The organism is Geobacillus vulcani PSS1, from assembly GCF_000733845.1.
In the GTDB taxonomy this organism is placed as follows: domain Bacteria; phylum Bacillota; class Bacilli; order Bacillales; family Anoxybacillaceae; genus Geobacillus; species Geobacillus vulcani.
In genome coordinates this window covers 1,518,372-1,544,477 of sequence record NZ_JPOI01000001.1, presented here as the reverse complement: position 1 = coordinate 1,544,477, position 26,106 = coordinate 1,518,372, and the positions used below count along the sequence as shown (strand labels likewise).

Here is a 26,106-nt window from a genome sequence, read left to right as displayed (position 1 = left end):
TGGAGGTGCATTATGGCTCCAACACTGTACGATTTTCACCATCTCCCGCACGTCAAAACGCAAAATGAATCGAAAAAAGCGCTCTGGGTGACGCTTTTATTGACCGTGTTTTTCACCGCCGTTGAGATCACCGGCGGCATCCTTTCGAACTCGCTCGCGCTGTTGTCCGATTCCGCCCATATGGCATCCGATGTGCTGGCGCTCGGCTTAAGCATGGTCGCTCTCTATATGGCGACGCGCCCGCCAAACCGCCGGTTTACGTTCGGCTTTTTGCGATTTGAAATTATCACGTCGTTTTTGAACGGGCTGACATTGGCCGTCATTGCGCTGTGGATCTTATGGGAAGGCATTCAGCGTTTTCTCCATCCGGAACCGATCCACTTTCGCCTCATGCTCGGGATCGCCGCGATTGGCCTCGTCGTCAACGCGACGCTGACGATCGTCTTAAGCCGAAGCACGAAAGCGGAAGACAACTTGAACGTTCAGAGCGCCCTTTGGCATTTCATCGGTGACTTGATCAGCTCGATCGGTGTCATCGTTTCCGCGCTTCTCATTTATTGGACCGGTTGGACAGTATTCGACCCGATCATCAGCTTGGTGATCGCCGCCATCATTTTCACAGGCGGGGCGAAAATTATGCGTGAATCGTATCTCATCTTAATGGAAGCCGTGCCCGATGGGTTTGACCTCGAACAAATCCGCGCTGACATTCGAACGATCGAAGGGGTGGAAGATGTGCATGATATGCATTTATGGGCCATCTCGACCGACCATTACTCGCTGTCAGCTCATGTGTTTGTCAACGAACACATCCAACCGCTTTGCGTCATCTTGGCGGTGAATGAAATGTTGAAGGAAAAATACGGAATCGAACATGCGACCATCCAAGTCGAACACGCCATGCTGCATGACCACGGCCACTATGGCCGGGCGTTTTTGGAGAAAAAAGCTTCCCATGAATAGAAAATGCCGCCTCTGCTTGGAATGGCATGGGCGGCTTTTTCGTTTGCTTGTCCATTTTCCCTTTCAAGCCAAAAGGAATCAAGACGATCCACGGCGAACATCAAGATACAGACATCAGCTGCCAAAGGAAGGGAAGGCTTATGGAAATCGGAACGATCTTCTCGTTTTTCGGCGTCGCTGTTTTGCTTACGTTAGCCCCAGGCCCGGACATTTTGTTCGTCATCGCCCAAAGCCTGTCCCAGGGCAAACAGGCGGGCATCGCCACCTCCCTCGGGCTGTGCACCGGCCTGCTTGTCCATATCAGTGCCGCCACGCTTGGCGTCTCAGCCATCATTTATCAGTCGGCCTTGGCCTTTGCCGTCGTCAAATACGCAGGCGCCGGGTATTTGCTGTACTTGGCATGGCAGGCGTTCCACGAAAAAGACGCTGGCCTAGCACTCGGGCGTCAAGAGCAGCTCGCCTTGAGATCGTTGTACAAAAAAGGCATTTTGATGAACGTGCTCAATCCGAAAGTGTCGCTCTTCTTTTTGGCGCTCCTGCCGCAGTTCGTTGATCCATCAGCGGGCCGCGTGCCGCAACAGATGTTGCTTCTTGGCGCCGTCTTCCTCATTCAGGCGCTCGCCGTGTTCACCTTGGTGAGCATCGGCGCGGAAAAACTGCGCCACTGGCTGCTGTCGAACGAACAAATCGCTCGGCGGATCCACTGGCTCAAAGGCGCCCTTTTCGCCGCCATCGGCATCCAAATCGCCTTCAGCGAGCGTTCGTAGCGGCCGAAAACGAAACGAGCGGGCTGTTTTTTCAGCCTGCTTAAGATTTTTTAGCAGCTGCACACCTAGTTGACAAAGCGGGCCATCAAAAGCAAATCCCAATACGTCTTGTCATCGATTTTCGCCGCGTTTTTCTTCACCCCTTCTTCCACAAATCCAAACTTTTGATACAATCGAATCGCGTTCGTGTTGTCAGCGACGACTTCGAGGCAAACTTTTTCAATAAACGGATGTTCCGTTGCCCACTCAAGAAGCGTCGCAAGCAGCGCCTTGCCGACCCCTTGGCCCCGAAAGCTGTTTTTCACGCTCATACCAAAAGCCCCTTGGTGCTTCGTCCGTTGCTTATTACCGTTATGAAAATCCAAAAACCCGATGATATCCCCTTCCTGCTCGGCGACAATCGCCAGCTTTCCGGGATCATCCATCATTTGTTGCAACCATTGTTTTTGCTGCTCGCTCGTGATTGTTACTTCCGATGCCGTCGTCAGCAAATACGACGCTTCCGCCGCCACCGCCTTCACAAACGCAACGATCCGCTCGGCATCCTCGGGCCATGCCGTCCGTATAACAATCGGTTGGCCGCTTGCCGTCACCAACCGCCTTGGCTGGATGTTTCCCATAACGATCCCTCCTTGCATTGTTCTGGTTGCTCACTTGTGAATAAAAAATCTGCTTGACGACCAGAAAAACAAAGAGTATACTCGTAGTATACTTTTGATACTAGGGGTATCCACCATGAAAGAACATATCGCTGCTGTGCACAAACAAACGATTGCTCAAGCGGCTGAGCAGCTGTTTCTCGAACGTGGGTTTGACGGCACGTCGATCAGCGATATTTGTGCGGCATCGGGATACAGCCGCCGCACGGTGTACCGCTACTTTGCCACGAAGGAGGAGATTTTGTACTACATTGTCGTGAATGGTCTCGAACAGTTGCGTGATCGTCTCACCGACATCGTGCAAGCCGAGCAGCCGTTTTTGGCCAAGTACGAGCACATTTGTGCGGCGATGCGCGCTTACTACGAACACTGTCCCATTTCGGCGCGCGCCGTCCGCGAGTTTCGCCCGCCATCGTTGGGCGCAGTGACACCCACCATGGAAGCTATTTTCTCTTTAGGAACGGACATCAATGACGCCCTCGCCCGCTGGATCGAGCAAGGCATCGCAGAAGGCGTTGTCCGTGAAACCGCAGACGTCATGATGGCCGTGTACGTGTTTTCTGCACAACTGCATGCGTTGTTTGACCTTGTCGAAACAAAGGGATCGTTTTTGCTGCCGACACTCGGCAAGACGAAAGAGCAGTTTTTTGCCTACGGCCAGAAGATGATTTTCAATAGCCTCGCAAAGGAGCCGTTGCTATGAAACCAAATGAACCGAGCATGACCGCATTGATGTCCTGTTTCGTCCGCGCTTATCATACGGAACATGACACGCCTGTCATTTTTCGTGACGATATGGCCAGACAGCTGATCACGGATGAAGAATACAAACAAATCCAAACCTTTCTCGCCAACGGCTTGGGATTTTTTGCCCCCGAGCAGCTTGATGCATTCTCATCGGACGAAGAGAAAGTGAAATGGATCGTCCAAACGCAGCTCGCTCCGACTCCGCTCGCTCGCGCTGCCTATACCGAACGGATCGTCCAACACGAAAAACGGCTTGGCGCGACGCAATATGTCATGTTAGGAGCAGGGCTGGATACGTTCGCCTTCCGCCATCCACACAGCGGCCTGACGATATTCGAAGTCGACCATCCCAACACGCAGCAATTCAAGCGCGAACGCCTCCACATGGCCAGCTGGAATATGCCGAGCGGCTTGCAACTGGTCGCCGCCGATTTTACCAAGGATGACGTGGTTCCTCGATTGCTCGCAGCCGGCTTTCGCCCAAGTGAAAAAACGGTGTTCAGCCTGCTTGGCGTCTCATATTATCTGGAAAAAGAGCACTTCTATCGTCTTTTGCACCAACTCGCTCCATTGATGACAGAGGGCAGCTCCATCGTGTTTGATTTTGCCGATGAGCAGCTGTTTGCCTCCCCCGTCAAGCGGGTGCAAAACACGCTCGCCCTCGCCCGGCAAAGCGGTGAGCCGATGAAAGCGGCATATTCGCTGGAGGAACTTGAGAAACAGCTGCAACATCACCGTCTCTTCATTTTCGAACACGTATCGCCGGAACAAATCCAAGCGGAATTTTTCTCGAACCGAAACGACGATCTGACAGCGTTTGAACATGTCCATTATGTCCATGCGGTGCGCAAATAACATCCGGGAGAGGCCAGAGGCCTTCCCGGACGGATCTATTTTCACGCGGCAAATACAGGCATGTAAAAAGCGGGAGTAGGTTCATCTATGGGAACAAAAATGGAAAACAAGGTCTTCTCCTAATTGGTTATATTCATTCTCTATCAATCTGCCATAATAATTGGGATTCGAAAAACAGAAACCGCCATCCTTATCCTCATGTTAATCCAATCATCGATTCCCTAAGAGCCCCACGTTCCCCATGATTATGTCATATTGAAACATGTCTATTCATCAAAAAAATCGACCGAGTCCTCTTTTAAGCATTCCGCTTCAAAGAAAGACTCGGCCGACAGGTTCCTTCTTATTGCCCTTTCGTCACCGTCGCTGTGGTCGCCTCACTATGGTTTTGTGCTGCGTCTTCCTGCATCACAATGACCGTCAGCTGACCATGGTTCAATGCGGACAGATCGAGCGTCTTGGAAAAACTCCCATTCGAGTCCGCCGATGTCCATGCAACAAGCGATTTTTGCCCATCCGTAATGATGATTTGCACCAATGCGTTGCTTTCTGCCGTTCCTGCGATCGTATAGGCCGCTTGATTTTGGTTCGTAACGGCTGGCAGGGCGTTCAACGATGGAGCGTCAACAGTGGTATCCTTCCAAACCGTCGCGGTTGCCTCCAGGCTTACATTGCCTGTAACGCTCGTTTGAACGGCTGTAATGGTAATCAGTCCATCGCTTAACGGCGAAATATCCGCTTCTACGCGGTATCTCCCGTTTTCTTCCACCGTACCGACTGTGCTGATTTCATTCGTGCCATCGGACAACGTGACCTCCACTTCCGCTCCTGGTTCTCCCTTGCCCGTTACTTCATAAGCGGTTGCATCTGTGCCGGCATTCACATATCCTTTATTGTCAATAGACGGCTTGGCCGGAGAAGCCAACGATTTGATGAGGACGACGCTTGCAATCCGGCTTTCATTCCCCGCCTGATCGATCGTTTTCACACGGATGATGACCTTCCCATCTTTCAGCGAAGACGTATTGATCTCTACTTCATAGTTTCCATCTTCATCTACCAACCCGCTTGCCAAGACGGATTTTTTTCCATCGGCAGCCTCCACCACCACTTTCTCTCCAGGCGTGCCTGTCCCTGTGACTGGATACGCTTCATAGTTGAAAGCGTTAATATATCCTTCATTCAACAGTTCAGGAGCCTCTATGCTCACATCTTTCCGAAGCACGTTCTTCGATTGGCCGCTTTGGTTTCCTGCCGAATCCACGCTAACCGCGGAGACCGTAATCTCTCCTTCCGCCAATTTTCTTGCATCGATCACCGCCCGGAATCTCCCTTTGCCGTCTGCATGCACCGTTTTGGTAATGCGCTGCTTTCCATCGCTCAACGAAACCTTCACAACGCTATGGGGTTCTGCTGTTCCTTGGACAGCATAAGCGTTCTGCTGCTTGGCATTGATCCATCCTTTGTTCGTGATCACCGGAACGGAAGGAGCCTTCGTATCCTTGATCATCTTTTTCTTTACACTGCTGTACTTCTGACCCTTGACGATTTGGATGACAGATAGGGTTAGCGTCCCGTCCCGTAACGTCGATACGTTGACCGGCGCCTCAAACGCTCCGCTCTTTTGAACAACAGTGTAACGAGTGACAGATGCTTTTCCATCGGTGATGACAATTTTGATCTTCGCTCCCTTGAGCCCTTTTCCTTTTACGATATACTCTTTTACAGTCGAAGCATTCACCGGCTGTGCACTTTCAATGACAAGCTTGGCCGGTTTCGCCGCATATGCTTCAGACTCCGCCGCCCCCACTATGGCTAAACTGACGGCTGCGAAACTAGAAACCACCCATTTTTTCCAACCCATACCGATCCCCTTTTCATGATAATTTTGCTCGTCGAAGCAGAAAGAGAAAATACGGCGCACCGATGAAGGCCGTTAAGATGCCGACCGGAATTTCGATTGGCGCCGCGATGGTTCTTCCCACCGTATCCGCGCCGATCATCAACATCGCTCCTAATAAGGCGCTGACCGGAATGAGCCGCTGATAATCCGCCCTTGTCAACAAACGGGCGAGATGGGGGATGACGAGTCCCACAAATCCGATCGGACCCGATACGGCCACGGCGCTTCCGCACAAACCGACCGCGATGAGGAAGATCAGGAAGCGCGCCGCCTGAACACGCATTCCCAAGCTTGCGGCGACATCATCGTGCAACTGCAAGACATTCAGGCGGCGATAACAAAGGTAAGCCAACGCGAGCCCCATCACCGACCAAGGAACAATGAGAGCAACATGTTCCCATGTCCGTCCCCATAAACTCCCCGCCAACCAAATGACCGCAGCATCAATCCCTTTGGTCGCAAAAACCAAAATCCCCGTAACAGCCGCCTGAAACAAGGCGTCAAAAGCAATCCCTGATAGAGCAAACCGCCCTTTATCCATCCCTTTCTTCCAGGCAAACGCATACACGCAAAGGCCGGCGAAGAGAGCCCCGAAAAAGGTGGCAAACGGCAGGCCGCTGGCAGGAAAGTGCGGAATGATCAGCAATGCCAGCACGGCAAACAAGCTGGCGCCAGCCGTCATTCCAATGACATTCGGAGCGGCAAGCGGGTTTTGCGTCACGGCTTGCAACAGCGCCCCGGATACGGCGAGGTTGGCACCGACAAACATCCCAACCAATATTCTTGGCAAGCGATATTCCCAAACGATTTCCCCGTTGAGGGAAGACGTTCGGTTGAACAATGCCTCCCATACTTGCGAAACAGGGATTTTCACATCCCCGAAACAAGCGCCGAGAGGCACGATGATGACAAGAAGCAACGCCAAACCAGCCACAAGTCCCACATCACGCTTACGCATTCCATTCGCCCTGCTTCCTAATCAAATACAAAAAGTATGGGCAACCAATGGCGGCGGTAAACACCCCGACAGGAAGTTCAATCGGCTGCGCCACTAAGCGTGCAAGCAAGTCCGCCATCAAAAGCAACATTCCCCCGCACAAGGCGCTGACTGGAATGATATGCCGATAATTCACGCCGACCATTTTTCGGACGATGTGCGGGATCATCAAGCCTATAAACCCGATCACCCCGGATACGGACACCGCACTTCCAGCCAAAATAATAATGATGACTGCCATCACTGTTTTGAGAATTCCCACATGAATACCAAGCCCTTTCGCTGTATCATCGCCCAGCTCCAACAGATCCAGTTTCGAAGCGATCATGATGGAGACAAGCAAGCCGGCGAGAGACCATGGCGCGATCATCGAAAAATGACGCCATGTCAATCCATTTAACCCGCCGGCCAACCAGGCATATACGGCGGCCGCATCTTGGCCAAGCAAGACCAAAATTCCAACCGTGATCGCATGCAAAAATGCGCTGACAGCCACTCCGGCAAGGGTCAAACGAACCGGGGAAAGAGCGCCTCTCTTCAAGGACAAACTGTATACGAGAGCCCCTCCAACCGCCGCCCCCAAAAAGACAAGGGGAGAAAAGAAAAGCAGGGGAAGGCCGGCAAAAAAATATTCGATAAGGACAACCACCACAGCTGCGCCGGCCGACACCCCCATGATTTTCGGCTCAGCCATCGGATTCTTGGTTAAGCACTGCATCATCGCGCCAGCGACCGCCAGATTCGCCCCAATCAAAACCGCTAGAAGGGCGCGGGGAAAACGCAGATCCCAAACCACCGTTCGTGCTTTGGATCCATCGTCATGAAAAAGAACATCGATCACCTTTTGAACCGGCACGAAAAACGGACCAGAGACCAACGAAACGATCATCAACAAAACGATGCCCAGTCCTGCTATGGTGCTGATCCATATGGCTTTTTTTCCGTATGTCAAAGATGACATCCTCTCGCTAGCCCCATCCCATCACTGATAACGTTTTAAAATGGATGCTGCTTCTTTTACAATCAATTTCGCTGCCAACGGTCCCCGACTGCGAGACCAAAGATCGCGATTGACTTCCACCACCCGCTTCTTTTTCACCGCTTTTAATTGGGACCAAATCGGGTTGGCTTTCACTTTTTTCAGATCATTCTTCCCAGGATCTGTATAGGCAAACAGCACATCTGGATCGATTTCTAAAATTCGTTCTAAACTTACTGTTTTAAAGTCGGAGTATTCATCCCCTTTTTCCTTAAAGGCATAATCCGCCTTAAGGGCAGTAAAAATCGATCCAGAGAATGAGTTGTCCTGCCATACGTTAATGCCATCTTTATTGACGAAAAAGCCCAATACACGAAGATTTTTATCTTTTAATTTTGCTTGTTGCGATTTCAATTCTTTATAAAACTGATTCACGAACGATTTTGCCTTCGCCTTCCGGCCTAAGATGTCTCCCAATACAAGGAGCTGGTTCATCGCCTCTTTGTAGCTGTTTGCGCGGAATCCCGCCACGGGTGCAATCTTTTTCAACTGAGGAATAATCGCTTTATGAAACTCAAATTCATGGTCGATAATGATTAAATCCGGTTTGAGCGCTGCGATTCTCTCCAAACTCGGGGCGCTAAGAGCTCCAACGCTCGGTACACCTTTTAATTTATTACGCAAGTATGTAGGCACCGTTCCCGAATTCGAAATCGTATAGCCCACCGGCTTTAATCCCAACGTAACCACGGCATCGGTCCCCGCCATGCTTAGCGTGACAATCCGCTTCGGGGTTCCCTTGATCACCAGCTTGCCAAGCTCTGTTTTAAACACCCTTGTCTTGGCTGCAGCCTCCACCGATGCGGCCGGTTGAGCCAATGGCACAAGCAGCACGAGTAGCGCCATCAGCACGGCAAGAAGAGAAGTCCATTTTTTCTGCACCACGTTACATATTCCCCCTTCAACCTCTATTTAATAATGATAATCCTTATCAATTAAGATCATAATTGATATTGAATATCTTTGTCAATACAATGATAAAAAATCCTTTGCCTTTCCGTTTCCAACCCATCAACATGCCGCTTCATCCATGGCGCCGCGTTCCTTCATCAATGGGCTAGTCGATGTTGGCTTGGTCGCAACGAATAAACCAAATCATTCCGGTCATGCTAAAAGCGAACCATGGTGTGGAAGGAGTCGAACAAACATGAACTTACAATCCGGCAAATTGTACTGGCCCACCACCTTGCCAGCCCCGCCGAGCTACCCGGTCTTGGAGGAAGATATTGACTGCGATGTACTCATTATTGGCGCAGGTACCTCGGGCGCCCAATGCGCCTACTTCCTGAGTGACACCGACCTCGACATCGTCGTCGTCGACAAGCGAAAAGCGGGACATGGGAGCACGGCCGTCAACACCGCCCTCATTCAATACTTGGGGGAAAAAATGTTTTTCGAGCTGATCAACAGTTTTGGCGAAGCGTACGCAGCCCGGCATCTCAAGCTTTGCGAACAGGCCATCCGCGATCTCGCTCAGGCTGCCGGAAAGCTGCCGCTCGATTGCGAATTTGTCACCCGCGACAGTTTGTATTACGCCAGCTCTTCTGAAGATGTAAGCAAGTTGGAAAACGAATACGCCGCTCTCCAGAAACACGGCTTTGCCGTCGAATGGTGGACGGAAGAGCAAATCGCCCGCCACTACCCGTTCCGCAAGCCCGCGGCGATGCTGACGAAAAACGATGGCGAAGTCAATCCATACAAACTGACGATCGGCTTGCTTGAATACGCCAAAAACCGCGGTGTCCGCCTGTTCGAACAAACCGAAATCAACGGAAAAAAACTAGAAAAAGACAAAGCAATTTTTTATACGAAAACGGGAGCGGTCATCCAAGCAAAATCCGTCATCATCGCCGCGGGATATGAAACGTTGGATTTCAAAAAGGACCGGAACGCTGTGTTGACGAGCACGTACGCGGTAGTCACCAATCCAGTCGATGATTTCTCGAGCTGGTACAACCGGACGCTCATCTGGGAAACCGCCCGTCCCTACATTTACATGCGGACGACCGCTGACAACCGCGTGATCATTGGCGGGTTGGATGAAGATACGACCTACGCCGATGAACGCGACGCGAAACTCATCCATAAGCGCGACCAGTTGATCGCCGAATTCAATCAGCGCTTCCCCACCATCAATGTGCAGCCGGAATTTTACCTCGGCGCCTACTACGCCGGCACGCATGACGGCTTGCCGATCATCGGGGTGTATGACGAATATCCGAACTGCTATTTCGTCTATGCTTACGGGGACAACGGGGCGGTCTACAGCATGGTGCTTGCCAAATGCCTGCGCGATTGGATCGCAGCCGGCCAAAGCGATGACGCCCAACTCTATCTGCCCGAGCGCCCCTTGGCCTCTACGCTGCGGCCGTGATCATGCCTTTTCGCGCACAGGGACGGTGACAAAATGATCGTTCCTCATTGGCTGGGGCAAAAACCAAAGCTGGCAACAGGAGTGTGGATCGAAAAGGGCCCTTGGCTTCAAGGCGAGTACAGGATGTCCAACCAATGTTTCAGCGCATATGCAGGGAGAAAAGGGGGCAACACACGCGGAGCCCCCTCCCTCTCCCCAGCCAAATTCGCCGACTTCACTCCTCCACTTGTCCTTTGACGCCAATTCGTGCGCATAATGCTGCACGCCGCACACAAATCTATTGTGAATAGCGGCCATGCTAACACCATCTTTTTCTATCAGCCGTCTTCAATACGAAGGCTCTTTTTAAGCCATTGAGTATACATTGAGATGATAAAAAGGAACCCCAGCATAAATAACTTGTCGCGGATCAATATACGAATCAAGCTACTTCCCCCCCTTTCCACATCTGTGGAAGAAATAAACCAAATCATTGTTTTTCGAATAATAAAGCAATCCTAGCGCTACGTTCCGCAGCACATGCTTATTCAAAATATAGAAAAAAGACAGCCCTTTCGAAAACGCGTATTCTACATATGGTTTGCGAAGTTCGTTTTCATATTGCTGCAAAAGCAGCTTTGCAAACAACAAAGAAATCGGAATACTCAGACAAGCAATGGGCAAAAAAAGGCTTCTTTCCTCTCCTATGGAAGCAGGCTGAAAGATGAGCCAGCCGGTCTTTTTAAATATTGCAATTACGATTAACTGAAAGGTCACGATAATCAGCAGATCGGGCAAGGATTCAAAAAAAGCCAATATCATTTTGATTCGCTCCATATGGCTCCGAAAGAAAAGAAGCGTGATATACGTTATCACCCATGCTACTATATAGTGCTACCACGATTGCCAATCCGCATAATAGAAGCGACTCCCGATAATGAATAAGAATTTGCGGGAATACTTTTCTATTCATTCCATATTCGATACTCAGTGGATGAATAAGCTTCATAATGATGTACCCTAATGTTTTTTTACATATTCCGTTACATTGATCGAAATATTATGAAATAAGCTAGGGAAACCGCTGATCATCACGATTCCCGCGATGGCAAACAAGCATTCCAATATTATTCCGGCCACAAATTTCATCGTTCTTATCAATAGCGCTCCTCCTTATTGTCAGCATCCATCAGCTCCATAACTGATTCAACACCTTAGCGAACAGGCTAAATCGAATGTAATACTGCATGTCTAACTTTCTTACTAATTCCCCCTTCCATAAATAAGCCAACTGCTTAGGCAGCAAAGCAATCCGCTGCGGCTGCCACATTGCCTTCAACCACGAATGACTCTGCATCAGCGCGAACATGAAACTTTTCGAATTCCTTTTTTTGCTGTTGGATAAGTGGTTGCCGTCTTGTCTTCTAATAAACTAAGAGCTGCTACGACGAGAGCTCCTGAACACATAGAACCTATTCATTGCTGCGAACGACTTAATTCTTTTGAGGCAATTTTCATCATAAAGCTTCCTTTTGCGCCCGAACCACTCGCAAACGTACAAACCGATCTTTCGAGTTCGTATAGAGGCTCTGCTTTTCGCATTCATGTGACATACTCCCACCACCTACGCTAACGCTTCGAGGTGGGGGCTTCTCAGGTCATCCCGTCTAACGCAGGAAGTTGACCGAGCGATCCCCGTGTGCCCCACGGTTCAAGATCCAGTTAGGCCATACCTAACTGTTTCAGGTCTTCCTTTTTGAGATTGATGGCAGCATTGGCATCTCGATCAGCCTCAAAACCGCTAGAAGTGGGAGACTTCTTTCGGACAGAGGTTAAAATATTCATAATATGAAGAAGCAATGGTTCCCCCCTCTTATCACGTACAAAAAATTAGTGCACAACCTCCAATAATAAGCAGGAGCGAGATAAAAATGAACCACATCGATAGGGAAGGGGATAATGAGAATACGTCTAACATTTCAAGAAAAATAGCTACTTTCTTTCTGTTTGACGGCAAGTTTCTATATTCCTTCCAACTTGCCTTGAAATATAGTACTCCAAAGGGAAAAAGTCCTAAGCCTACTGCTAGCATCACCATCCCCATCCCGAAAGTGCTCATCGTTAGTTCCCCTCCTTGTATTTCATATTGTCCATACTTCATCGTTTCCCATAAAGTTGGAATATGATCGGCTTTTACCGCCCTTTCCTTGTCGAATGAATCTACGGCGCAAAATAAAATATTCCCATTGATATCGTAACAAACAGCTCCACGTGGCATAAGGGGTCGATTGTTTCTTTTCCCATGATCATGATGACTATAAAAATTGCTCATCTATTTAAATAAAGTACGTTGTCAATCCCAGTATCGTTCCATTAATGATACCGACCAAGCAGGCTGCCTTACTTCGCCTTTGGGTAAGAACTCCTTCATAACCGGTTTAATATCAATAATCGGAGTACCATCTATGGCATCTAATCCTCTTACTTTCAATGTTCGCCCTTTATGTTCTAACAATTCAACGGTTGTTAAACCTAATTTATTCGGTCGATTTTTGCCTCTTTGAGCGAAAATTCCGACCTTTGGATATTCTTTATTATTTCTTGGATGCCTTGCTCCATATTGAATTTTGTCATCTGTAACTCGGTCAAAATAAAAAATAATATCTAAATGCGAAAACTCACTGATCCCTTGTAAAGCTGAATCATCGATTTCATCTGATAATTCAATGATTGAAATCACACTACCCCACTTATCATCTTCCACATCTTTGCGGTTGTTTTTCACAAATGCGATTGGTGTAATGGTATATTGCATCATTTTCCCTCCTCGTTTCACTATTAACCTACTTGTAGCCAACCATAAATCGCAGAGTGAGCGTCCGCAACGATCATTCTCCCACGTAAAGGCCAAGATATGAAAAGATTGATTTTCCAGATCGTTTGATAGAAAGTGCTATTTAACTCCCTGTTTTCGGCGCTTCTAACTTCATTATGGCACCAAAATACTGTTGAGCCGTCGTAAAGGTAATAAACGCGCAAAGCTCACTGATTTCTCCTTCGGAAAAGGATTCCCTCAATATGTCAAAAGCAGAATCCGGGATATCTCCTTTTTGTTTTAAAAAGACCTCCACAAATCCTACGGCAACAGCGATTTTTTCATTAAATGAATGAGGTTCAGGTTTTCCTTTGGCTTTGCAATATTCACAACCATTCCCTTGCGCTAATGTTCTTTTCATTCGGCTGATAGCAGCCCGTCTTTTTCTCATACTTCTCCTAAATGTGCCCACACCCTCCATCACTTCTTTGTTATGTCCTAAACGCTTCTGAAACAGTGTATTCCCGAAAGTGGATGCGTGAATTCTTGCCATTTGCTCATCCCTTCTGGTAGTATTAATGAAGAGTAAATTTGTTACAATCCATTATAAAACAAATACCCAATAAGGCTACAAAAGTAAAGTGTTTTGTGACTCGTTCAAGTCAATCGACAACCAATCCCATACAGATAAAAAACGAGTATTCCTATGAGGAAATACATGATTAATGGTTTGGAGGTATTGTATATGTATGTCACAGTCGCAGATTTCATTAGGGAATGGAATTGGGAAGCAAGCCTAACTCAAAAGGTTTTGGATGGTTTGACCGATGAAGCGTTAAACCAAAAAGTTTACCCAGAAGGTCGTACGCTAGGAAGGATTGTGTGGCATTTTACAACAAACATCCCCGAATACTTAGCCCATTTCGGTTTGAAGATCGATAAAGTAGAAAATGCAGAAAACGTTCCAACTTCAGTCAAAGAAATAGCAGAAACCTTTCAAAAGGTAAGTTCCTATGCGGCCAAAGTCATTGAACAACAATGGGCAGACGAATCGTTGAAGGAAGTGCAAAATGCATTCGGAAGGCAAGAAACCAATGCTCAAATCTTAATGGGGCTAATCAAGCACATCATTCATCATCGTGGCCAAGTGACCGTTCTCATGCGTCAAGCGGGACTCAAACCTTTTGGAGTTTACGGGCCATCAAAAGAAGATTGGGTTCATTTCGGTGTGGACAATCCACCGCTTTAATCATCATAGTCTAACGGGTGCATTAGTTGAAAAGAAAAGGGAAACCCCGATTAGGTATCATTCCCACAGGAAGGAAAATGTTCCATCGTTTAGCGTAATCATAAAAAGTACGAAGAGAAACCATTAAGACGGGAGGTAGGACGATTGCTAATCGGAGGGATTAATCATTTGACGTTCTCTGTATCTGATCTAGAGAAATCCATTCATTTTTACCAAAACGTGTTCGGAGCAAAGCTATTAGTCAAAGGGAGAAATTTGGCTTACTTTGATTTAAACGGGATCTGGTTAGCTTTAAATGTTCAACGAGATATTCCTCGAAACGACATCCAGCATTCATACACCCATATCGCTTTCTCTGTAAAGGAAGAAGACTTTGATCGTGTAGTGGAAAAATTGAAAGAGTTGGGCGTCAATATTCTTCCAGGTAGAGAAAGAGATGAAAGGGACAAACGTTCCGTCTATTTTACAGACCCTGATGGACATAAATTCGAATTTCATACAGGCACGTTGAATGACCGATTATCCTATTACAAAAGTGAAATGCACCATATGCAATTTTTGGATTAACATAACATCGAAATTACATCTTTATTTTTATGAAATGAGGTGCCAGAATGATCGTTATTAACAAAAATCGGTACCGTCAAGAATTTTGTGTAATGTAATGGGGTAGGGTTTCTCTGAAATGGATTTGGAATGAATAGGGAACTAGTTTCCTCCACACAGGAGACTGAATATTCAGTCTCCTGTGTGGAAAGGGAGAATCCCCCTATTTTGTTTATTTACAGTATTTGGTTAATGATAACGTTCTTCAAACATTCGTTGAAGGGCTTCATGCGCTTCGGTAAATCCTCGTAACTTTCGCCCTGCCCATTTCTCATTAAAATCTTGAATGGTCAAATACACGACTTTTTCCGCGGCTTCTAAACTGCTCAAACTGTTCATCGGCTTTAGACGTTTCCGAATCTCCTTGATCGTTTGTTCGATGGCATTGGTCGTGTAAATCACACTTCGAATACTGCTTGGATCGTCCATAAAGGCGAGGAGGACATCCAACTCGTTGGCCCAAGATTGAACTTCTCTCGGATACTTGCTTGACCATTTCGACTCAAACTGTTGAAACATCTGTAATGCCATCTCCTTATTCGGCGCGCGATAAATCAGCTTGAGGTTCTCTGCCACTTCGAATTGATCTTTTTTCCGAACACGATTGAAGGTATTACGTACTTTGTGAACGACACAACGCTGCACATCGGCTTTCGGATAAACCGCCTTAAAGGCTTCCTCCAACCCCGGTAGTCCATCGAATACACCCAGAAGCACTTCCTTGACGCCTCTTTGGTAGAGGCGTTGAAGAATGTCCTGCCATACATAGGCGCTTTCCTGTCCTCCCACAAAGAAATCAAGAATTTCGTGATATCCTTCTTCATTCACCCCTAACACCACATAAATGGCTTCTTTCTCCACGGTTTCGCGACGAAGTTTTACGTATAAACCATCCAAATATAAGACGGAATAACGCTTGTGCAGTGGACGAGTGTGCCATTTCTCGATGTCTTCCTTCACTACATCGGTAATCCGGCTGATCGTTGCAGGAGAATAGGCATTGCCTAAAATTCGTTCAATAAACTTGCCAATTTCACGCGTACTCATGCCACTTTGATACATCTTGATGATGGCTTCCTCGAGCCAGCCGGTATGGCGTTGGTAAGGGGGGAACAACTGCGTTTGAAATTCCCCGTTTCGGTCTCTTGGGACCAAAAGGCCTTCAATCCGGCCATATTGCGTATCTAGATTTCGTTGATAGTAGCCGTTTCTCATATTCGATGTTCCGGCTTGTTCTATTTCGAGGAAATTCTTGATTTCTTCCCGCATGATCCGTTCTAATTTTTCCTTTACAAACTGACGAATGACGCTTTCCAGTTGATTTGTCCAGTCGACATTCGGTATACTTTTAGACATAGGTAGGGTTCTCCTTTCTCTGGAATGTGTTGGTCCAAATCAGAGAATACCCTACCTTTTTCTTTTGGTCTAGTAAAATGCTTTACACAAAATTTTATACATCATCGTGATTTTTCTAATGCAAATCTTGATGAAATGAGAGAAGTTTATTGTTCTGTCGGTTGGACAAAACATACAAACGAGATTATTAAGCAGGTTTTTGAAGCAAGTAATGTTATAGCATTGGCTACTGTAAATGGTCGAATTATTGGATTTGGAAGAGCCCTTTCAGATGGCGTTTTTAATGCTGCAATCTATGATGTTGTGGTTCATCGAGATTTTCAAAAGCAAGGGATAGCTAAAAAAATTATGGAGTTTTTGTTGGATAAACTAAGTAGTGTTTCTTGTGTGCATTTAATATCAACAACTGGAAATGAAGAGTTTTATCGGAAACTTGGATTAAAAAGGGTTAAAACAGGAATGGCAAGGTATTTAAATCCTGAGCTAAGTAACCAGTATTTAGAGTAAGAAATAAATTCTCTTGTGGAGATTACGTTTAGTTCTTGTAGAACATTAAATATTATTGTCTATTTTTGGAGGTACCTTCCTCTCTTGCTCTTTCTCTGCAATTTTCTCTCATTTTCCATTCTTCCCACTTTCCATTTCACCTCACCGAACACGATTGTACGCACACGATTTTCTTTTCTCGAATCGTATTCGGTAAATAAAAAACAAGGAGCTGACCCAAAACGGGAATGCGTTTTGGGATCAGCCCCCACTTTTTTGCCCCAAATATAGAAGAATCGCCCTTTTTTCTGGTAGAATAGAGTCACCGAAACCACTACCACCGAAAGAAGGGCGATTCTTTTATGAAACATGATCATGTTTCCTTTAAAGAGTATACCATGGACAACCTCTCTTTGCCAAGCAACATCGCCGATCTCATTCCGCGGGATAACATGGCCCACGTGGTTCATGAGATGGTTGAACGCATCCCGATGGAGACGTTTCTTCCTTACTACAAAGGAGGGGGCACCTCCGCCTATCATCCGAAAATGATGACCAAAATTCTCCTTTACGCTTACACCCAAAAAATGTATCATGGCCGTGAGATTGCACGGCAGCTCGAAGTCCACCTTCCCCTCATGTGGCTAAGTGGATTTCAAAAGCCGGACTTCCGCTCCATCAATCGGTTTCGTTCGGAGCGGATGAAAGACTTGATTGATGACTTGTTCCGGGAAATGATCACGCTGCTCGTGGCCGACGGCTATGTCAAGATGGAAGATTATTTTGTGGATGGAACGAAAATTGAAGCGAATGCCAACCGGTACACCTTCGTTTGGCGCAAATCGGCTGAGAAGTACCAGGAGAAACTCCAAGCCAATGTCGATCGGCTGATTGCCCAGATCGAGGCGATCGTGGAAGAAGAAAAGGCGGAAGACATTGACGCTTCGCCTGCCTTTACGTCAGAAGAAATCCGAAAGAAAACCGAAGAGTGGGAAAAACGGTTGGAGGCCGAGCCGGACAACCAACCGTTGAAGAAGGCCGTCAAGAAGATGAAGGAGGACTACTTGCCTCGCAGTGAAAAATATGAACACCAACTCCATGTATGCGGGGGATCGCAACAGCTATTCCAAGACCGATGTGGATGCCACCTTCATGCGGTTGAAGGAGGATCCCATGCGAAACGGTCAGCTCAAGCCGGCCTATAACGTACAGGTGGGTTCTTCCGGCCAATTTATTTTGGGGTATTCCCTTCATCAGAGGCCGGGCGACACTCGTTGTCTTCTTCCGCATTTGGAGACTGTTCGAGAGAAGTACGGCGTGGAACCCGAACGTTTGATCGCTGACGCGGCCTATGGCTCGGAAGAGAACTACGTGAAGCTGGAAGAGAAGCACATATCGGCCTTGATCAAGTACCATACGTATGAGAAGGAGAACACGCGCAAGGTCAAGAAAAATCCGCATCATCCGCAGAATTGGACCTATGTGGAAGAAGAAGACGTTTGGATTTGCGCGAATGGGAAAAAGCTGGTTCGCACCGGAACTTCGAAACAGACCACAGAATCAGGATACACCTCGGTCACCCGACACTACCAATGCCATGAATGCGAAGGATGTCCGTTCCGTTCGGCCTGCACGACTTCCAAGTATGGACGAACCACGCAATGGAACCCCGTCTATCATGAACAAAAACAGAAAGCCCGCGAACGGCTGGAGAGTGAAGAAGGGCAAGCCCGGTACCGCCAACGCAAAACCGACATTGAGAGTGTATTTGGGCAAATCAAACAAAATCGCGGGTTTCGTCGCTTTGTCCTGCGAGGCCTCCAAAAAGTTTCCATCGAATGGGGGCTGGTTTGTGCTGCCCACAATCTTCTCAAAAAAGCCGCTAGGGACAAGCAATTGTCCTTGGTGGCGTAAATCAGGGGGTGAACAGAGTCGGAATTTTCTTCCGTTTGGTAAAATATACAAAAACCAGAGAGGGCTGACCCAAAAGTCCGCCAAAAAGCGGACTTTTGGAGTCAGCCCCTTGTCCCTAAAGCCTTTCTCCTATTTTCGATGCCGATGGTGGGAGTCGAACCCACACGGGGGGCTACCCCACACGATTTTGAGTCGTGCGCGTCTGCCAGTTCCGCCACATCGGCGCGACATTTACTATTATATCTTCTCAAGTTTTGTTTGTCAATAAAAAAATTTTATTCATTAGATGGAGGCGGCACCCGGATTCGAACCGGGGGTAAAGGTTTTGCAGACCTCTGCCTTACCACTTGGCTATGCCGCCCCGGTCAAAAGCGGAAGACGGGACTCGAACCCGCGACCCCCACCTTGGCAAGGTGGTGTTCTACCACTGAACTACTTCCGCAACATTGGCTGGGGTAGCTGGATTCGAACCAACGCATCACGGAGTCAAAGTCCGTTGCCTTACCGCTTGGCTATACCCCAATGCCATTGTCAAGGGCGACTAGTGGGAATCGAACCCACGCATGCCAGAGCCACAATCTGGTGCGTTAACCACTTCGCCATAGTCGCCGTAATCATGATAAGAGTGGCAGGGGCAGTAGGAATCGAACCCACACCGGAGGTTTTGGAGACCTCTGTTCTACCATTAAACTATGCCCCTTTGTTCAAATGGTGGAGGGGGACGGATTCGAACCGCCGAACCCAAAGGGAGCGGATTTACAGTCCGCCGCGTTTAGCCACTTCGCTACCCCTCCAAGAATGGTGCCGACTGCAGGACTTGAACCCGCAACCTACTGATTACGATTCAGTTGCTCTACCAATTGAGCTAAGTCGGCATAATACGGATCAAGAAAACGAACAGGCTCATTCTTAATATTTTGTGGTGGCTCGGGACGGAATCGAACCGCCGACACAAGGATTTTCAGTCCTTTGCTCTACCGACTGAGCTACCGAGCCATATTTTCCTTTTCATCGATTGCCGAGTCAATTCTCCATCTTTCACGATTTTGAAGCAATGGCGGTCCCGACGGGAATCGAACCCGCGATCTCCTGCGTGACAGGCAGGCATGTTAACCACTACACTACGGGACCATATTGGTTGCGGGGGCAGGATTTGAACCTGCGACCTTCGGGTTATGAGCCCGACGAGCTACCGGACTGCTCCACCCCGCGACGATAAAAGATAAATTTGTTTCGACCATGCACTGAGCATCGTTTAAATGTTTGTTGCCTCTTCCTCTGCCAGCTGATTCAAAGATGCCCGATGCGTCGAGACAACTCGCAGCGTATTCGATGAAGCAAATGCTCGTTGCTCCACCCTGCGACGATAGAAGATGAACTTATTTCAATAATGCGCTGAGTTTTGTTTTGTATGTTTGAAAGTGGTGGAGGATGACGGGATCGAACCGCCGACCCCTTGCTTGTAAGGCAAGTGCTCTCCCAGCTGAGCTAATCCTCCACGAAAATTGACCCGTACGGGATTCGAACCCGTGTTACCGCCGTGAAAGGGCGGTGTCTTAACCACTTGACCAACGGGCCATGCTGATGGATAATGGCGGAGAGCAAGGGATTCGAACCCTTGAGGCGCTATTCACGCCTACACGATTTCCAATCGTGCTCCTTCGACCACTCGGACAGCTCTCCACGATGGCTCCGCAGGCAGGATTCGAACCTGCGACCAATCGGTTAACAGCCGATTGCTCTACCACTGAGCTACTGCGGAATCATAACAATGTCTAGTTTCTCAAACTGATTTGATCATGCAACTGCTCGTCACTGAGCCGCTGCTGAAAGATATCTCTTTAGACATTTACTATTATAATGATTCGTGATGAGCTGTCAAGGCTTTTTTCATTCCTTCAAAACTAGATAACCGTCGGAAGAAGCCGCGCTTCGTACTGTCTAGCTCCGGCTCGCCGCCGCTCGGGATCAAATAACCTTCTCCCTCGGGGTGCAAGCACCCCTGCGGGCGAAGAACATTTGCCCGTCGCGGCGAACCGCTCGCCTCCGCTTTTCTAGGTTAAGCCCTCGATCGATTAGTATCCGTCAGCTCCACGTGTCGCCACGCTTCCACCTCGGACCTATCGACCTCGTCATCTTCGAGGGATCTTACCCGCTTCACGCGGTGGGAAATCTCATCTTGAGGGGGGCTTCACGCTTAGATGCTTTCAGCGCTTATCCCGTCCGCACATAGCTACCCAGCGGTGCCCCTGGCGGGACAACTGGTACACCAGCGGTGCGTCCATCCCGGTCCTCTCGTACTAAGGACAGCTCCTCTCAAATTTCCTGCGCCCGCGACGGATAGGGACCGAACTGTCTCACGACGTTCTGAACCCAGCTCGCGTACCGCTTTAATGGGCGAACAGCCCAACCCTTGGGACCGACTTCAGCCCCAGGATGCGATGAGCCGACATCGAGGTGCCAAACCTCCCCGTCGATGTGGACTCTTGGGGGAGATCAGCCTGTTATCCCCGGGGTAGCTTTTATCCGTTGAGCGATGGCCCTTCCATGCGGAACCACCGGATCACTAAGCCCGACTTTCGTCCCTGCTCGACCTGTCCGTCTCGCAGTCAAGCTCCCTTGTGCCTTTGCACTCTCCGAATGATTTCCAACCATTCTGAGGGAACCTTTGGGCGCCTCCGTTACCTTTTGGGAGGCGACCGCCCCAGTCAAACTGCCCACCTGACACTGTCTCCCACCCCGCTCAGGGGTGCGGGTTAGAATTTCAATACCGCCAGGGTGGTATCCCACCGTCGCCTCCACCGAAGCTGGCGCTCCGGCTTCCCCGGCTCCCACCTATCCTGTACAAGCGATACCAAAATTCCATATCAGGCTGCAGTAAAGCTCCACGGGGTCTTTCCGTCCTGTCGCGGGTAACCTGCATCTTCACAGGTAGTATAATTTCACCGGGTCTCTCGTTGAGACAGCGCCCAAGTCGTTACACCTTTCGTGCGGGTCGGAACTTACCCGACAAGGAATTTCGCTACCTTAGGACCGTTATAGTTACGGCCGCCGTTTACTGGGGCTTCGGTTCGCACCTTCGCTTCCGCTAAGCGCTCCCCTTAACCTTCCAGCACCGGGCAGGTGTCAGCCCCTATACGTCGCCTTTCGGCTTCGCAGAGACCTGTGTTTTTGATAAACAGTCGCTTGGGCCTTTTCACTGCGGCTCTTCAGGGCTCCTCACCCCAAAGAGCACCCCTTCTCCCGAAGTTACGGGGTCATTTTGCCGAGTTCCTTAACGAGAGTTCTCCCGCGCGCCTTAGGATTCTCTCCTCGCCTACCTGTGTCGGTTTGCGGTACGGGCACCTCTTCCCTCGCTAGAGGCTTTTCTTGGCAGTGTGGAATCAGGGACTTCCGGATGACTCCGTCGCCATCACAGCTTGGCCTTACGGCCAGCGGATTTGCCTGCTGGCCAGCCTCACTGCTTGGACAGGCTCTTCCAGCCGCCTGCTCGCCCTATCCTCCTGCGTCCCCCCATCGCTCCAACGGGAAGGAGGTGGTACAGGAATCTCCACCTGTTGCCCATCACCTACGCCTTTCGGCCTCGGCTTAGGTCCCGACTAACCCTGAGCGGACGAACCTTCCTCAGGAACCCTTAGGCTTTCGGCGCAGAGGATTCTCACCTCTGTTTTCGCTACTCATACCGGCATTCTCACTTCTAAGCGCTCCACCAGTCCTTCCGGTCTGGCTTCTCTGCCCTTAGAACGCTCCCCTACCGATGACCAACGGTCATCCCGCAGCTTCGGCGGCACGTTTAGCCCCGGTACATTTTCGGCGCAGAGTCACTCGACCAGTGAGCTATTACGCACTCTTTAAATGGTGGCTGCTTCTAAGCCAACATCCTGGTTGTCTCGGCAACTCCACATCCTTTTCCACTGAACGTGCACTTCGGGGCCTTAGCTGGCGGTCTGGGCTGTTCCCCTCTCGACCACGGATCTTATCACTCGCAGTCTGACTCCCGGGCATAAGTCCTTGGCATTCGGAGTTTGACTGGGTTCGGTAACCCGATGAGGGCCCCTAGCCCAATCAGTGCTCTACCTCCAAGACTCTTAAACCCGAGGCTAGCCCTAAAGCTATTTCGGGGAGAACCAGCTATCTCCAAGTTCGATTGGCATTTCACCCCTACCCACACCTCATCCCCGCACTTTTCAACGTGCGTGGGTTCGGGCCTCCAGCCGGTGTTACCCGGCCTTCACCCTGGACATGGGTAGATCACCTGGTTTCGGGTCGACGACGACGTACTTCGCGCCCTATTCAGACTCGCTTTCGCTGCGGCTCCGCCTCTTCGGCTTAACCTCGCACGCCATCGTCACTCGCCGGTTCATTCTACAAAAGGCACGCCATCACCCATCAACGGGCTCTGACTACTTGTAGGCACACGGTTTCAGGTTCTCTTTCACTCCCCTCCCGGGGTGCTTTTCACCTTTCCCTCACGGTACTGGTGCACTATCGGTCACTAGGGAGTATTTAGCCTTGGGAGATGGTCCTCCCTGCTTCCGACGGGATTCCTCGTGTCCCGCCGTACTCAGGATCCGCTCGGGAGGGAACGAAGTTTCGACTACAGGGCTCTCACCTTCTCTGGCCGGCCGTTCCAGACCGGTTCGTCTACCCCGTTCCTTTCTCACTCCCATCATGAGCGGTCCTACAACCCCAAGAGGACTCGCCTCTTGGTTTGGGCTGTTCCCGTTTCGCTCGCCGCTACTCAGGGAATCGCGTTTGCTTTCTTCTCCTCCGGGTACTAAGATGTTTCAGTTCCCCGGGTGTGCCCTCCATGCCCTATGGATTCAGGCATGGATACTGCCCCATTACGGACAGTGGGTTCCCCCATTCGGACATCTCCGGATCTACGCTTGCTTACAGCTCCCCGAAGCGTTTCGGCGTTTGCCCCGTCCTTCATCGGCTCCTAGTGCCAAGGCATCCACCGTGCGCCCTTTCTAGCTTAACCTACAGCGTCTCGGCTTCTTCCTTTGCGTTTCCGGTTATCTAGTTTTCAAGGAACGATGTTTGTCATTGAGAGAACATCACTCGTTCCCTCAAAACTGAACGAAACGGAAGCGCCATGTTCATTGAACCGAAAGGTTTGTCATCCTTAGAAAGGAGGTGATCCAGCCGCACCTTCCGGTACGGCTACCTTGTTACGACTTCACCCCAATCACTTGCCCCACCTTCGGCGGCTGGCTCCCGTAAGGGTTACCTCACCGACTTCGGGTGTTGCAAGCTCTCGTGGTGTGACGGGCGGTGTGTACAAGGCCCGGGAACGTATTCACCGCGGCATGCTGATCCGCGATTACTAGCGATTCCGGCTTCATGCAGGCGAGTTGCAGCCTGCAATCCGAACTGAGAGCGGCTTTTTGGGATTCGCTCCCCCTCGCGGGTTCGCAGCCCTTTGTACCGCCCATTGTAGCACGTGTGTAGCCCAGGTCATAAGGGGCATGATGATTTGACGTCATCCCCACCTTCCTCCGACTTGTCGCCGGCAGTCCCTCTAGAGTGCCCACCTCCGTGCTGGCAACTAGAGGCGAGGGTTGCGCTCGTTGCGGGACTTAACCCAACATCTCACGACACGAGCTGACGACAACCATGCACCACCTGTCACCCTGTCCCCCCGAAGGGGGAACGCCCAATCTCTTGGGTTGTCAGGGGATGTCAAGACCTGGTAAGGTTCTTCGCGTTGCTTCGAATTAAACCACATGCTCCACCGCTTGTGCGGGCCCCCGTCAATTCCTTTGAGTTTCAGCCTTGCGGCCGTACTCCCCAGGCGGAGTGCTTATCGCGTTAGCTGCAGCACTAAAGGGTGTGACCCCTCTAACACTTAGCACTCATCGTTTACGGCGTGGACTACCAGGGTATCTAATCCTGTTTGCTCCCCACGCTTTCGCGCCTCAGCGTCAGTTGCAGGCCAGAGAGCCGCCTTCGCCACTGGTGTTCCTCCACATCTCTACGCATTTCACCGCTACACGTGGAATTCCGCTCTCCTCTCCTGCACTCAAGTCCCCCAGTTTCCAATGACCCTCCACGGTTGAGCCGTGGGCTTTCACATCAGACTTAAGGAACCGCCTGCGCGCGCTTTACGCCCAATAATTCCGGACAACGCTCGCCCCCTACGTATTACCGCGGCTGCTGGCACGTAGTTAGCCGGGGCTTTCTCGTGAGGTACCGTCACCGCGCCGCCCTCTTCGAACGGCGCTCCTTCGTCCCTCACAACAGAGCTTTACGACCCGAAGGCCTTCTTCGCTCACGCGGCGTCGCTCCGTCAGGCTTTCGCCCATTGCGGAAGATTCCCTACTGCTGCCTCCCGTAGGAGTCTGGGCCGTGTCTCAGTCCCAGTGTGGCCGGTCACCCTCTCAGGCCGGCTACGCATCGTCGCCTTGGTGAGCCGTTACCTCACCAACTAGCTAATGCGCCGCGGGCCCATCCGCAAGTGACAGCCAAAGGCCGCCTTTCAACCAAAGACCATGCGGTCTTCGGTGTTATCCGGTATTAGCTCCGGTTTCCCGGAGTTATCCCGGTCTTGCGGGCAGGTTGCCCACGTGTTACTCACCCGTCCGCCGCTGACCAAACCAGAGCAAGCTCCGATCCGGTCCGCTCGACTTGCATGTATTAGGCACGCCGCCAGCGTTCGTCCTGAGCCAGGATCAAACTCTCCAAAGAAAGTTGATTGGCTATCGCTTCAGCCGCAGCGCCAAAGGCGCCGAGCGGCCTCCGCTTTTCGAATTGTCTAGCTTCGGTCCGCCGCCGCTCGGGGTCAAATAACCTTCCCCCTCGGGGTGCAAGCACCCCTGCGGGTGAAGAACATTTGCCCGTCGCGGCGACCCGCGGACCTCCGCTTTTCGTTGCGCTTCGTTTCGTTCAGTTTTCAAGGAACAAGCTTTTGACTGTTTCCTCTCTCAAACAGCTCTTTTATGTTAGCATAACATCTTTTTCGATGTCAACTACCTTTTTTGTCTCGTATCGCTGCCCAACAACCTCTTCGATCAGCGACGCTTTTTAATATACCACCTTAACTCCAAAAATGCAACATCTTTTTTAAAAAAATTTTAGAACGCGCGGATCCCATCCTTTTCACCCTTCCCCATTTATTGGCGATCGCCAACCGACATTCATCTCCCGTCTGCTCATTGAGCGAACGCCCTGCCCATTCCTTGAGGACGAGGAGCTTCATGATGAACCTCTCCCACCTACACTTCGCTTAGAGGTGGGAGTTTCTTACTACTCGATCCACGTATGTTCTTATTTAGAAAGAAAAACATCCGATTCATCTCCCACCTACATTCCATTTCGAGGTGGGAGACTTCTCGGTGAATGTGTTAAAAAAACGGAATGAACGCCGCCGCGCGCGCATACATTTCTTCTATGGC

At 49.8% G+C, this 26,106-nt stretch carries 18 protein-coding genes, 15 tRNA genes, 2 rRNA genes and 1 pseudogene; 9 read left to right on the top strand and 27 right to left on the bottom strand.

The genetic code is table 11. The features are described 5' to 3' along the window. Nucleotides 1-12: 12 nt before the first annotated feature. Entirely contained in the window at nucleotides 13-963 is a 951-nt protein-coding gene (locus N685_RS0108425) for a cation diffusion facilitator family transporter (RefSeq protein ID WP_031407501.1), read from the top strand. Between the two features lie 140 nt (nucleotides 964-1,103). Further along, nucleotides 1,104-1,730 carry a LysE family translocator gene (locus N685_RS0108420; protein ID WP_031407499.1) on the top strand — a complete coding sequence of 209 codons (627 nt, stop codon included), beginning with the start codon at nucleotides 1,104-1,106 and terminating at the stop codon, nucleotides 1,728-1,730. A gap of 65 nt (nucleotides 1,731-1,795) precedes the next feature. On the opposite strand, the gene N685_RS0108415 is transcribed toward N685_RS0108420, so the two are convergent. Beyond that, nucleotides 1,796-2,350 carry a GNAT family N-acetyltransferase gene (locus tag N685_RS0108415; RefSeq protein WP_031407497.1) on the bottom strand — a complete coding sequence of 185 codons (555 nt, stop codon included), beginning with the start codon at nucleotides 2,348-2,350 and terminating at the stop codon, nucleotides 1,796-1,798. Between the two features lie 115 nt (nucleotides 2,351-2,465). Between N685_RS0108415 and N685_RS0108410 the strand changes: the two genes are divergently transcribed. Next, the gene (locus N685_RS0108410; protein WP_031407495.1) at nucleotides 2,466-3,092 is read left to right on the top strand and encodes a TetR/AcrR family transcriptional regulator; all 627 of its coding nucleotides are present in this window, start codon (nucleotides 2,466-2,468) and stop codon (nucleotides 3,090-3,092) included. Beyond that, nucleotides 3,089-3,991 carry a class I SAM-dependent methyltransferase gene (locus N685_RS0108405; RefSeq protein ID WP_031407493.1) on the top strand — a complete coding sequence of 301 codons (903 nt, stop codon included), beginning with the start codon at nucleotides 3,089-3,091 and terminating at the stop codon, nucleotides 3,989-3,991. The genes N685_RS0108410 and N685_RS0108405 overlap by 4 nt, the downstream gene beginning before the upstream one ends. Nucleotides 3,992-4,334: 343 nt before the next feature. On the opposite strand, the gene N685_RS0108400 is transcribed toward N685_RS0108405, so the two are convergent. The 4 genes from N685_RS0108400 to N685_RS0108385 are packed head-to-tail and all read right to left on the bottom strand — an operon-like array spanning nucleotide 4,335 to nucleotide 8,815. Next, the gene (locus N685_RS0108400) at nucleotides 4,335-5,855 is read right to left on the bottom strand and encodes an Ig-like domain-containing protein (protein ID WP_031407491.1); all 1,521 of its coding nucleotides are present in this window, start codon (nucleotides 5,853-5,855) and stop codon (nucleotides 4,335-4,337) included. A gap of 13 nt (nucleotides 5,856-5,868) precedes the next feature. Then, complete coding sequence (locus N685_RS0108395) at nucleotides 5,869-6,852, bottom strand: FecCD family ABC transporter permease (protein WP_031407489.1); 984 nt, start codon at nucleotides 6,850-6,852, stop codon at nucleotides 5,869-5,871. Next, a complete protein-coding gene (locus N685_RS0108390; RefSeq protein ID WP_237746886.1) occupies nucleotides 6,845-7,852 on the bottom strand; it encodes a FecCD family ABC transporter permease in 1,008 nt (335 codons plus the stop codon). The genes N685_RS0108395 and N685_RS0108390 overlap by 8 nt, the downstream gene beginning before the upstream one ends. Before the next feature lie 21 nt (nucleotides 7,853-7,873). Further along, on the bottom strand, nucleotides 7,874-8,815 hold the full coding sequence (locus N685_RS0108385; RefSeq protein ID WP_031407485.1) for an ABC transporter substrate-binding protein: 942 nt from the start codon (nucleotides 8,813-8,815) through the stop codon (nucleotides 7,874-7,876). 262 nt (nucleotides 8,816-9,077) lie between these two features. On the opposite strand from N685_RS0108385, the gene N685_RS0108370 reads away from it, so the two are divergent. Next, entirely contained in the window at nucleotides 9,078-10,304 is a 1,227-nt protein-coding gene (locus N685_RS0108370; protein ID WP_031407483.1) for an NAD(P)/FAD-dependent oxidoreductase, read from the top strand. Nucleotides 10,305-10,730: 426 nt separating this feature from the next. Here the strand turns inward: N685_RS0108370 and N685_RS20035 are convergent, their stop codons facing one another. The 3 genes from N685_RS20035 to N685_RS0108335 form a co-directional block, all read right to left on the bottom strand. After that, complete coding sequence (locus tag N685_RS20035) at nucleotides 10,731-11,120, bottom strand: ABC transporter permease subunit (protein WP_231559857.1); 390 nt, start codon at nucleotides 11,118-11,120, stop codon at nucleotides 10,731-10,733. 1,516 nt (nucleotides 11,121-12,636) lie between these two features. Beyond that, nucleotides 12,637-13,098, bottom strand: coding sequence for a tRNA (N6-threonylcarbamoyladenosine(37)-N6)-methyltransferase TrmO (tsaA, locus tag N685_RS0108340; RefSeq protein WP_031407475.1), 462 nt, complete (start codon nucleotides 13,096-13,098; stop codon nucleotides 12,637-12,639). 142 nt (nucleotides 13,099-13,240) lie between these two features. Further along, nucleotides 13,241-13,651 (bottom strand): carboxymuconolactone decarboxylase family protein, encoded by a 411-nt coding sequence (locus N685_RS0108335; protein WP_031407474.1) that lies wholly within the window; start codon nucleotides 13,649-13,651, stop codon nucleotides 13,241-13,243. Between the two features lie 192 nt (nucleotides 13,652-13,843). Here N685_RS0108335 and N685_RS0108330 point away from each other — a divergent pair, with 192 nt between their 5' ends. Further along, nucleotides 13,844-14,347, top strand: a complete 504-nt coding sequence (locus N685_RS0108330; protein WP_031407472.1) for a DinB family protein — start codon at nucleotides 13,844-13,846, stop codon at nucleotides 14,345-14,347. A gap of 144 nt (nucleotides 14,348-14,491) precedes the next feature. Further along, the gene (gene fosB, locus N685_RS0108325; RefSeq protein ID WP_031407470.1) at nucleotides 14,492-14,914 is read left to right on the top strand and encodes a metallothiol transferase FosB; all 423 of its coding nucleotides are present in this window, start codon (nucleotides 14,492-14,494) and stop codon (nucleotides 14,912-14,914) included. A 228-nt stretch (nucleotides 14,915-15,142) separates the two neighbouring features. On the opposite strand, the gene N685_RS0108320 is transcribed toward fosB, so the two are convergent. Further along, nucleotides 15,143-16,309 (bottom strand): IS256 family transposase, encoded by a 1,167-nt coding sequence (locus N685_RS0108320; protein WP_031407468.1) that lies wholly within the window; start codon nucleotides 16,307-16,309, stop codon nucleotides 15,143-15,145. Nucleotides 16,310-16,444: 135 nt separating this feature from the next. Here N685_RS0108320 and N685_RS18975 point away from each other — a divergent pair, with 135 nt between their 5' ends. After that, nucleotides 16,445-16,816, top strand: a complete 372-nt coding sequence (locus tag N685_RS18975; protein WP_071880171.1) for a GNAT family N-acetyltransferase — start codon at nucleotides 16,445-16,447, stop codon at nucleotides 16,814-16,816. A 59-nt stretch (nucleotides 16,817-16,875) separates the two neighbouring features. Here the strand turns inward: N685_RS18975 and N685_RS0108315 are convergent, their stop codons facing one another. Then, nucleotides 16,876-17,166: a hypothetical protein gene (locus N685_RS0108315; RefSeq protein ID WP_031407466.1), complete on the bottom strand. Its 291-nt coding sequence runs from the start codon at nucleotides 17,164-17,166 to the stop codon at nucleotides 16,876-16,878. On the opposite strand from N685_RS0108315, the pseudogene N685_RS20290 reads away from it, so the two are divergent. Beyond that, nucleotides 17,158-18,709 (top strand): annotated as a pseudogene (locus tag N685_RS20290) (IS1182 family transposase). The gene N685_RS0108315 and the pseudogene N685_RS20290 sit on opposite strands and share 9 nt — an antisense overlap. Before the next feature lie 139 nt (nucleotides 18,710-18,848). On the opposite strand, the gene N685_RS0108305 reads toward N685_RS20290, so the two are convergent. The 17 genes from N685_RS0108305 to N685_RS0108225 form a co-directional block, all read right to left on the bottom strand. Further along, nucleotides 18,849-18,933 (bottom strand) — tRNA-Leu (locus N685_RS0108305). Between the two features lie 63 nt (nucleotides 18,934-18,996). After that, nucleotides 18,997-19,070: transfer RNA gene (locus N685_RS0108300), tRNA-Cys, on the bottom strand. Nucleotides 19,071-19,079: 9 nt separating this feature from the next. Further along, nucleotides 19,080-19,151 (bottom strand) — tRNA-Gly (locus tag N685_RS0108295). A 5-nt stretch (nucleotides 19,152-19,156) separates the two neighbouring features. After that, nucleotides 19,157-19,231: transfer RNA gene (locus tag N685_RS0108290), tRNA-Gln, on the bottom strand. Between the two features lie 14 nt (nucleotides 19,232-19,245). Next, nucleotides 19,246-19,318, bottom strand: a tRNA-His gene (locus tag N685_RS0108285). 17 nt (nucleotides 19,319-19,335) lie between these two features. Then, nucleotides 19,336-19,409 (bottom strand) — tRNA-Trp (locus N685_RS0108280). A gap of 9 nt (nucleotides 19,410-19,418) precedes the next feature. After that, nucleotides 19,419-19,503: transfer RNA gene (locus tag N685_RS0108275), tRNA-Tyr, on the bottom strand. 5 nt (nucleotides 19,504-19,508) lie between these two features. Beyond that, nucleotides 19,509-19,584 (bottom strand) — tRNA-Thr (locus N685_RS0108270). A gap of 45 nt (nucleotides 19,585-19,629) precedes the next feature. Beyond that, a tRNA-Phe gene (locus N685_RS0108265) sits at nucleotides 19,630-19,705 on the bottom strand. Nucleotides 19,706-19,764: 59 nt separating this feature from the next. After that, nucleotides 19,765-19,840, bottom strand: a tRNA-Asp gene (locus N685_RS0108260). Between the two features lie 4 nt (nucleotides 19,841-19,844). Further along, nucleotides 19,845-19,921: transfer RNA gene (locus N685_RS0108255), tRNA-Met, on the bottom strand. A 210-nt stretch (nucleotides 19,922-20,131) separates the two neighbouring features. Then, a tRNA-Val gene (locus N685_RS0108250) sits at nucleotides 20,132-20,207 on the bottom strand. A gap of 8 nt (nucleotides 20,208-20,215) precedes the next feature. Further along, a tRNA-Glu gene (locus N685_RS0108245) sits at nucleotides 20,216-20,287 on the bottom strand. Nucleotides 20,288-20,301: 14 nt separating this feature from the next. Continuing rightward, nucleotides 20,302-20,392: transfer RNA gene (locus N685_RS0108240), tRNA-Ser, on the bottom strand. A gap of 4 nt (nucleotides 20,393-20,396) precedes the next feature. After that, nucleotides 20,397-20,471 (bottom strand) — tRNA-Asn (locus N685_RS0108235). Nucleotides 20,472-20,764: 293 nt separating this feature from the next. After that, nucleotides 20,765-23,693 (bottom strand): 23S ribosomal RNA (locus N685_RS0108230). A gap of 148 nt (nucleotides 23,694-23,841) precedes the next feature. Beyond that, nucleotides 23,842-25,399: ribosomal RNA gene (locus tag N685_RS0108225) — 16S ribosomal RNA — on the bottom strand. Together the 16S and 23S rRNA genes with 15 tRNA genes alongside form the textbook arrangement of a ribosomal RNA operon. Between the last annotated feature and the right edge of the window lie 707 nt (nucleotides 25,400-26,106).

Coding starts and splice junctions, on each gene's coding strand:
- N685_RS20035 (WP_231559857.1), bottom strand. CDS start 11,120: ATGGAGCGAATCAAAATGATATTGGCTTTTTTTGAATCCTTGCCCGAT.
- N685_RS0108420 (WP_031407499.1), top strand. CDS start 1,104: ATGGAAATCGGAACGATCTTCTCGTTTTTCGGCGTCGCTGTTTTGCTT.
- N685_RS0108410 (WP_031407495.1), top strand. CDS start 2,466: ATGAAAGAACATATCGCTGCTGTGCACAAACAAACGATTGCTCAAGCG.
- N685_RS0108400 (WP_031407491.1), bottom strand. CDS start 5,855: ATGGGTTGGAAAAAATGGGTGGTTTCTAGTTTCGCAGCCGTCAGTTTA.
- N685_RS18975 (WP_071880171.1), top strand. CDS start 16,445: ATGAGAGAAGTTTATTGTTCTGTCGGTTGGACAAAACATACAAACGAG.
- N685_RS0108390 (WP_237746886.1), bottom strand. CDS start 7,852: ATGTCATCTTTGACATACGGAAAAAAAGCCATATGGATCAGCACCATA.
- N685_RS0108370 (WP_031407483.1), top strand. CDS start 9,078: ATGAACTTACAATCCGGCAAATTGTACTGGCCCACCACCTTGCCAGCC.
- N685_RS0108320 (WP_031407468.1), bottom strand. CDS start 16,309: ATGTCTAAAAGTATACCGAATGTCGACTGGACAAATCAACTGGAAAGC.
- N685_RS0108315 (WP_031407466.1), bottom strand. CDS start 17,166: ATGTTTCATAAAAGAATCGCCCTTCTTTCGGTGGTAGTGGTTTCGGTG.
- N685_RS0108335 (WP_031407474.1), bottom strand. CDS start 13,651: ATGGCAAGAATTCACGCATCCACTTTCGGGAATACACTGTTTCAGAAG.
- tsaA (WP_031407475.1), bottom strand. CDS start 13,098: ATGCAATATACCATTACACCAATCGCATTTGTGAAAAACAACCGCAAA.
- N685_RS0108425 (WP_031407501.1), top strand. CDS start 13: ATGGCTCCAACACTGTACGATTTTCACCATCTCCCGCACGTCAAAACG.
- N685_RS0108395 (WP_031407489.1), bottom strand. CDS start 6,852: ATGCGTAAGCGTGATGTGGGACTTGTGGCTGGTTTGGCGTTGCTTCTT.
- N685_RS0108405 (WP_031407493.1), top strand. CDS start 3,089: ATGAAACCAAATGAACCGAGCATGACCGCATTGATGTCCTGTTTCGTC.
- N685_RS0108415 (WP_031407497.1), bottom strand. CDS start 2,350: ATGGGAAACATCCAGCCAAGGCGGTTGGTGACGGCAAGCGGCCAACCG.
- N685_RS0108330 (WP_031407472.1), top strand. CDS start 13,844: ATGTATGTCACAGTCGCAGATTTCATTAGGGAATGGAATTGGGAAGCA.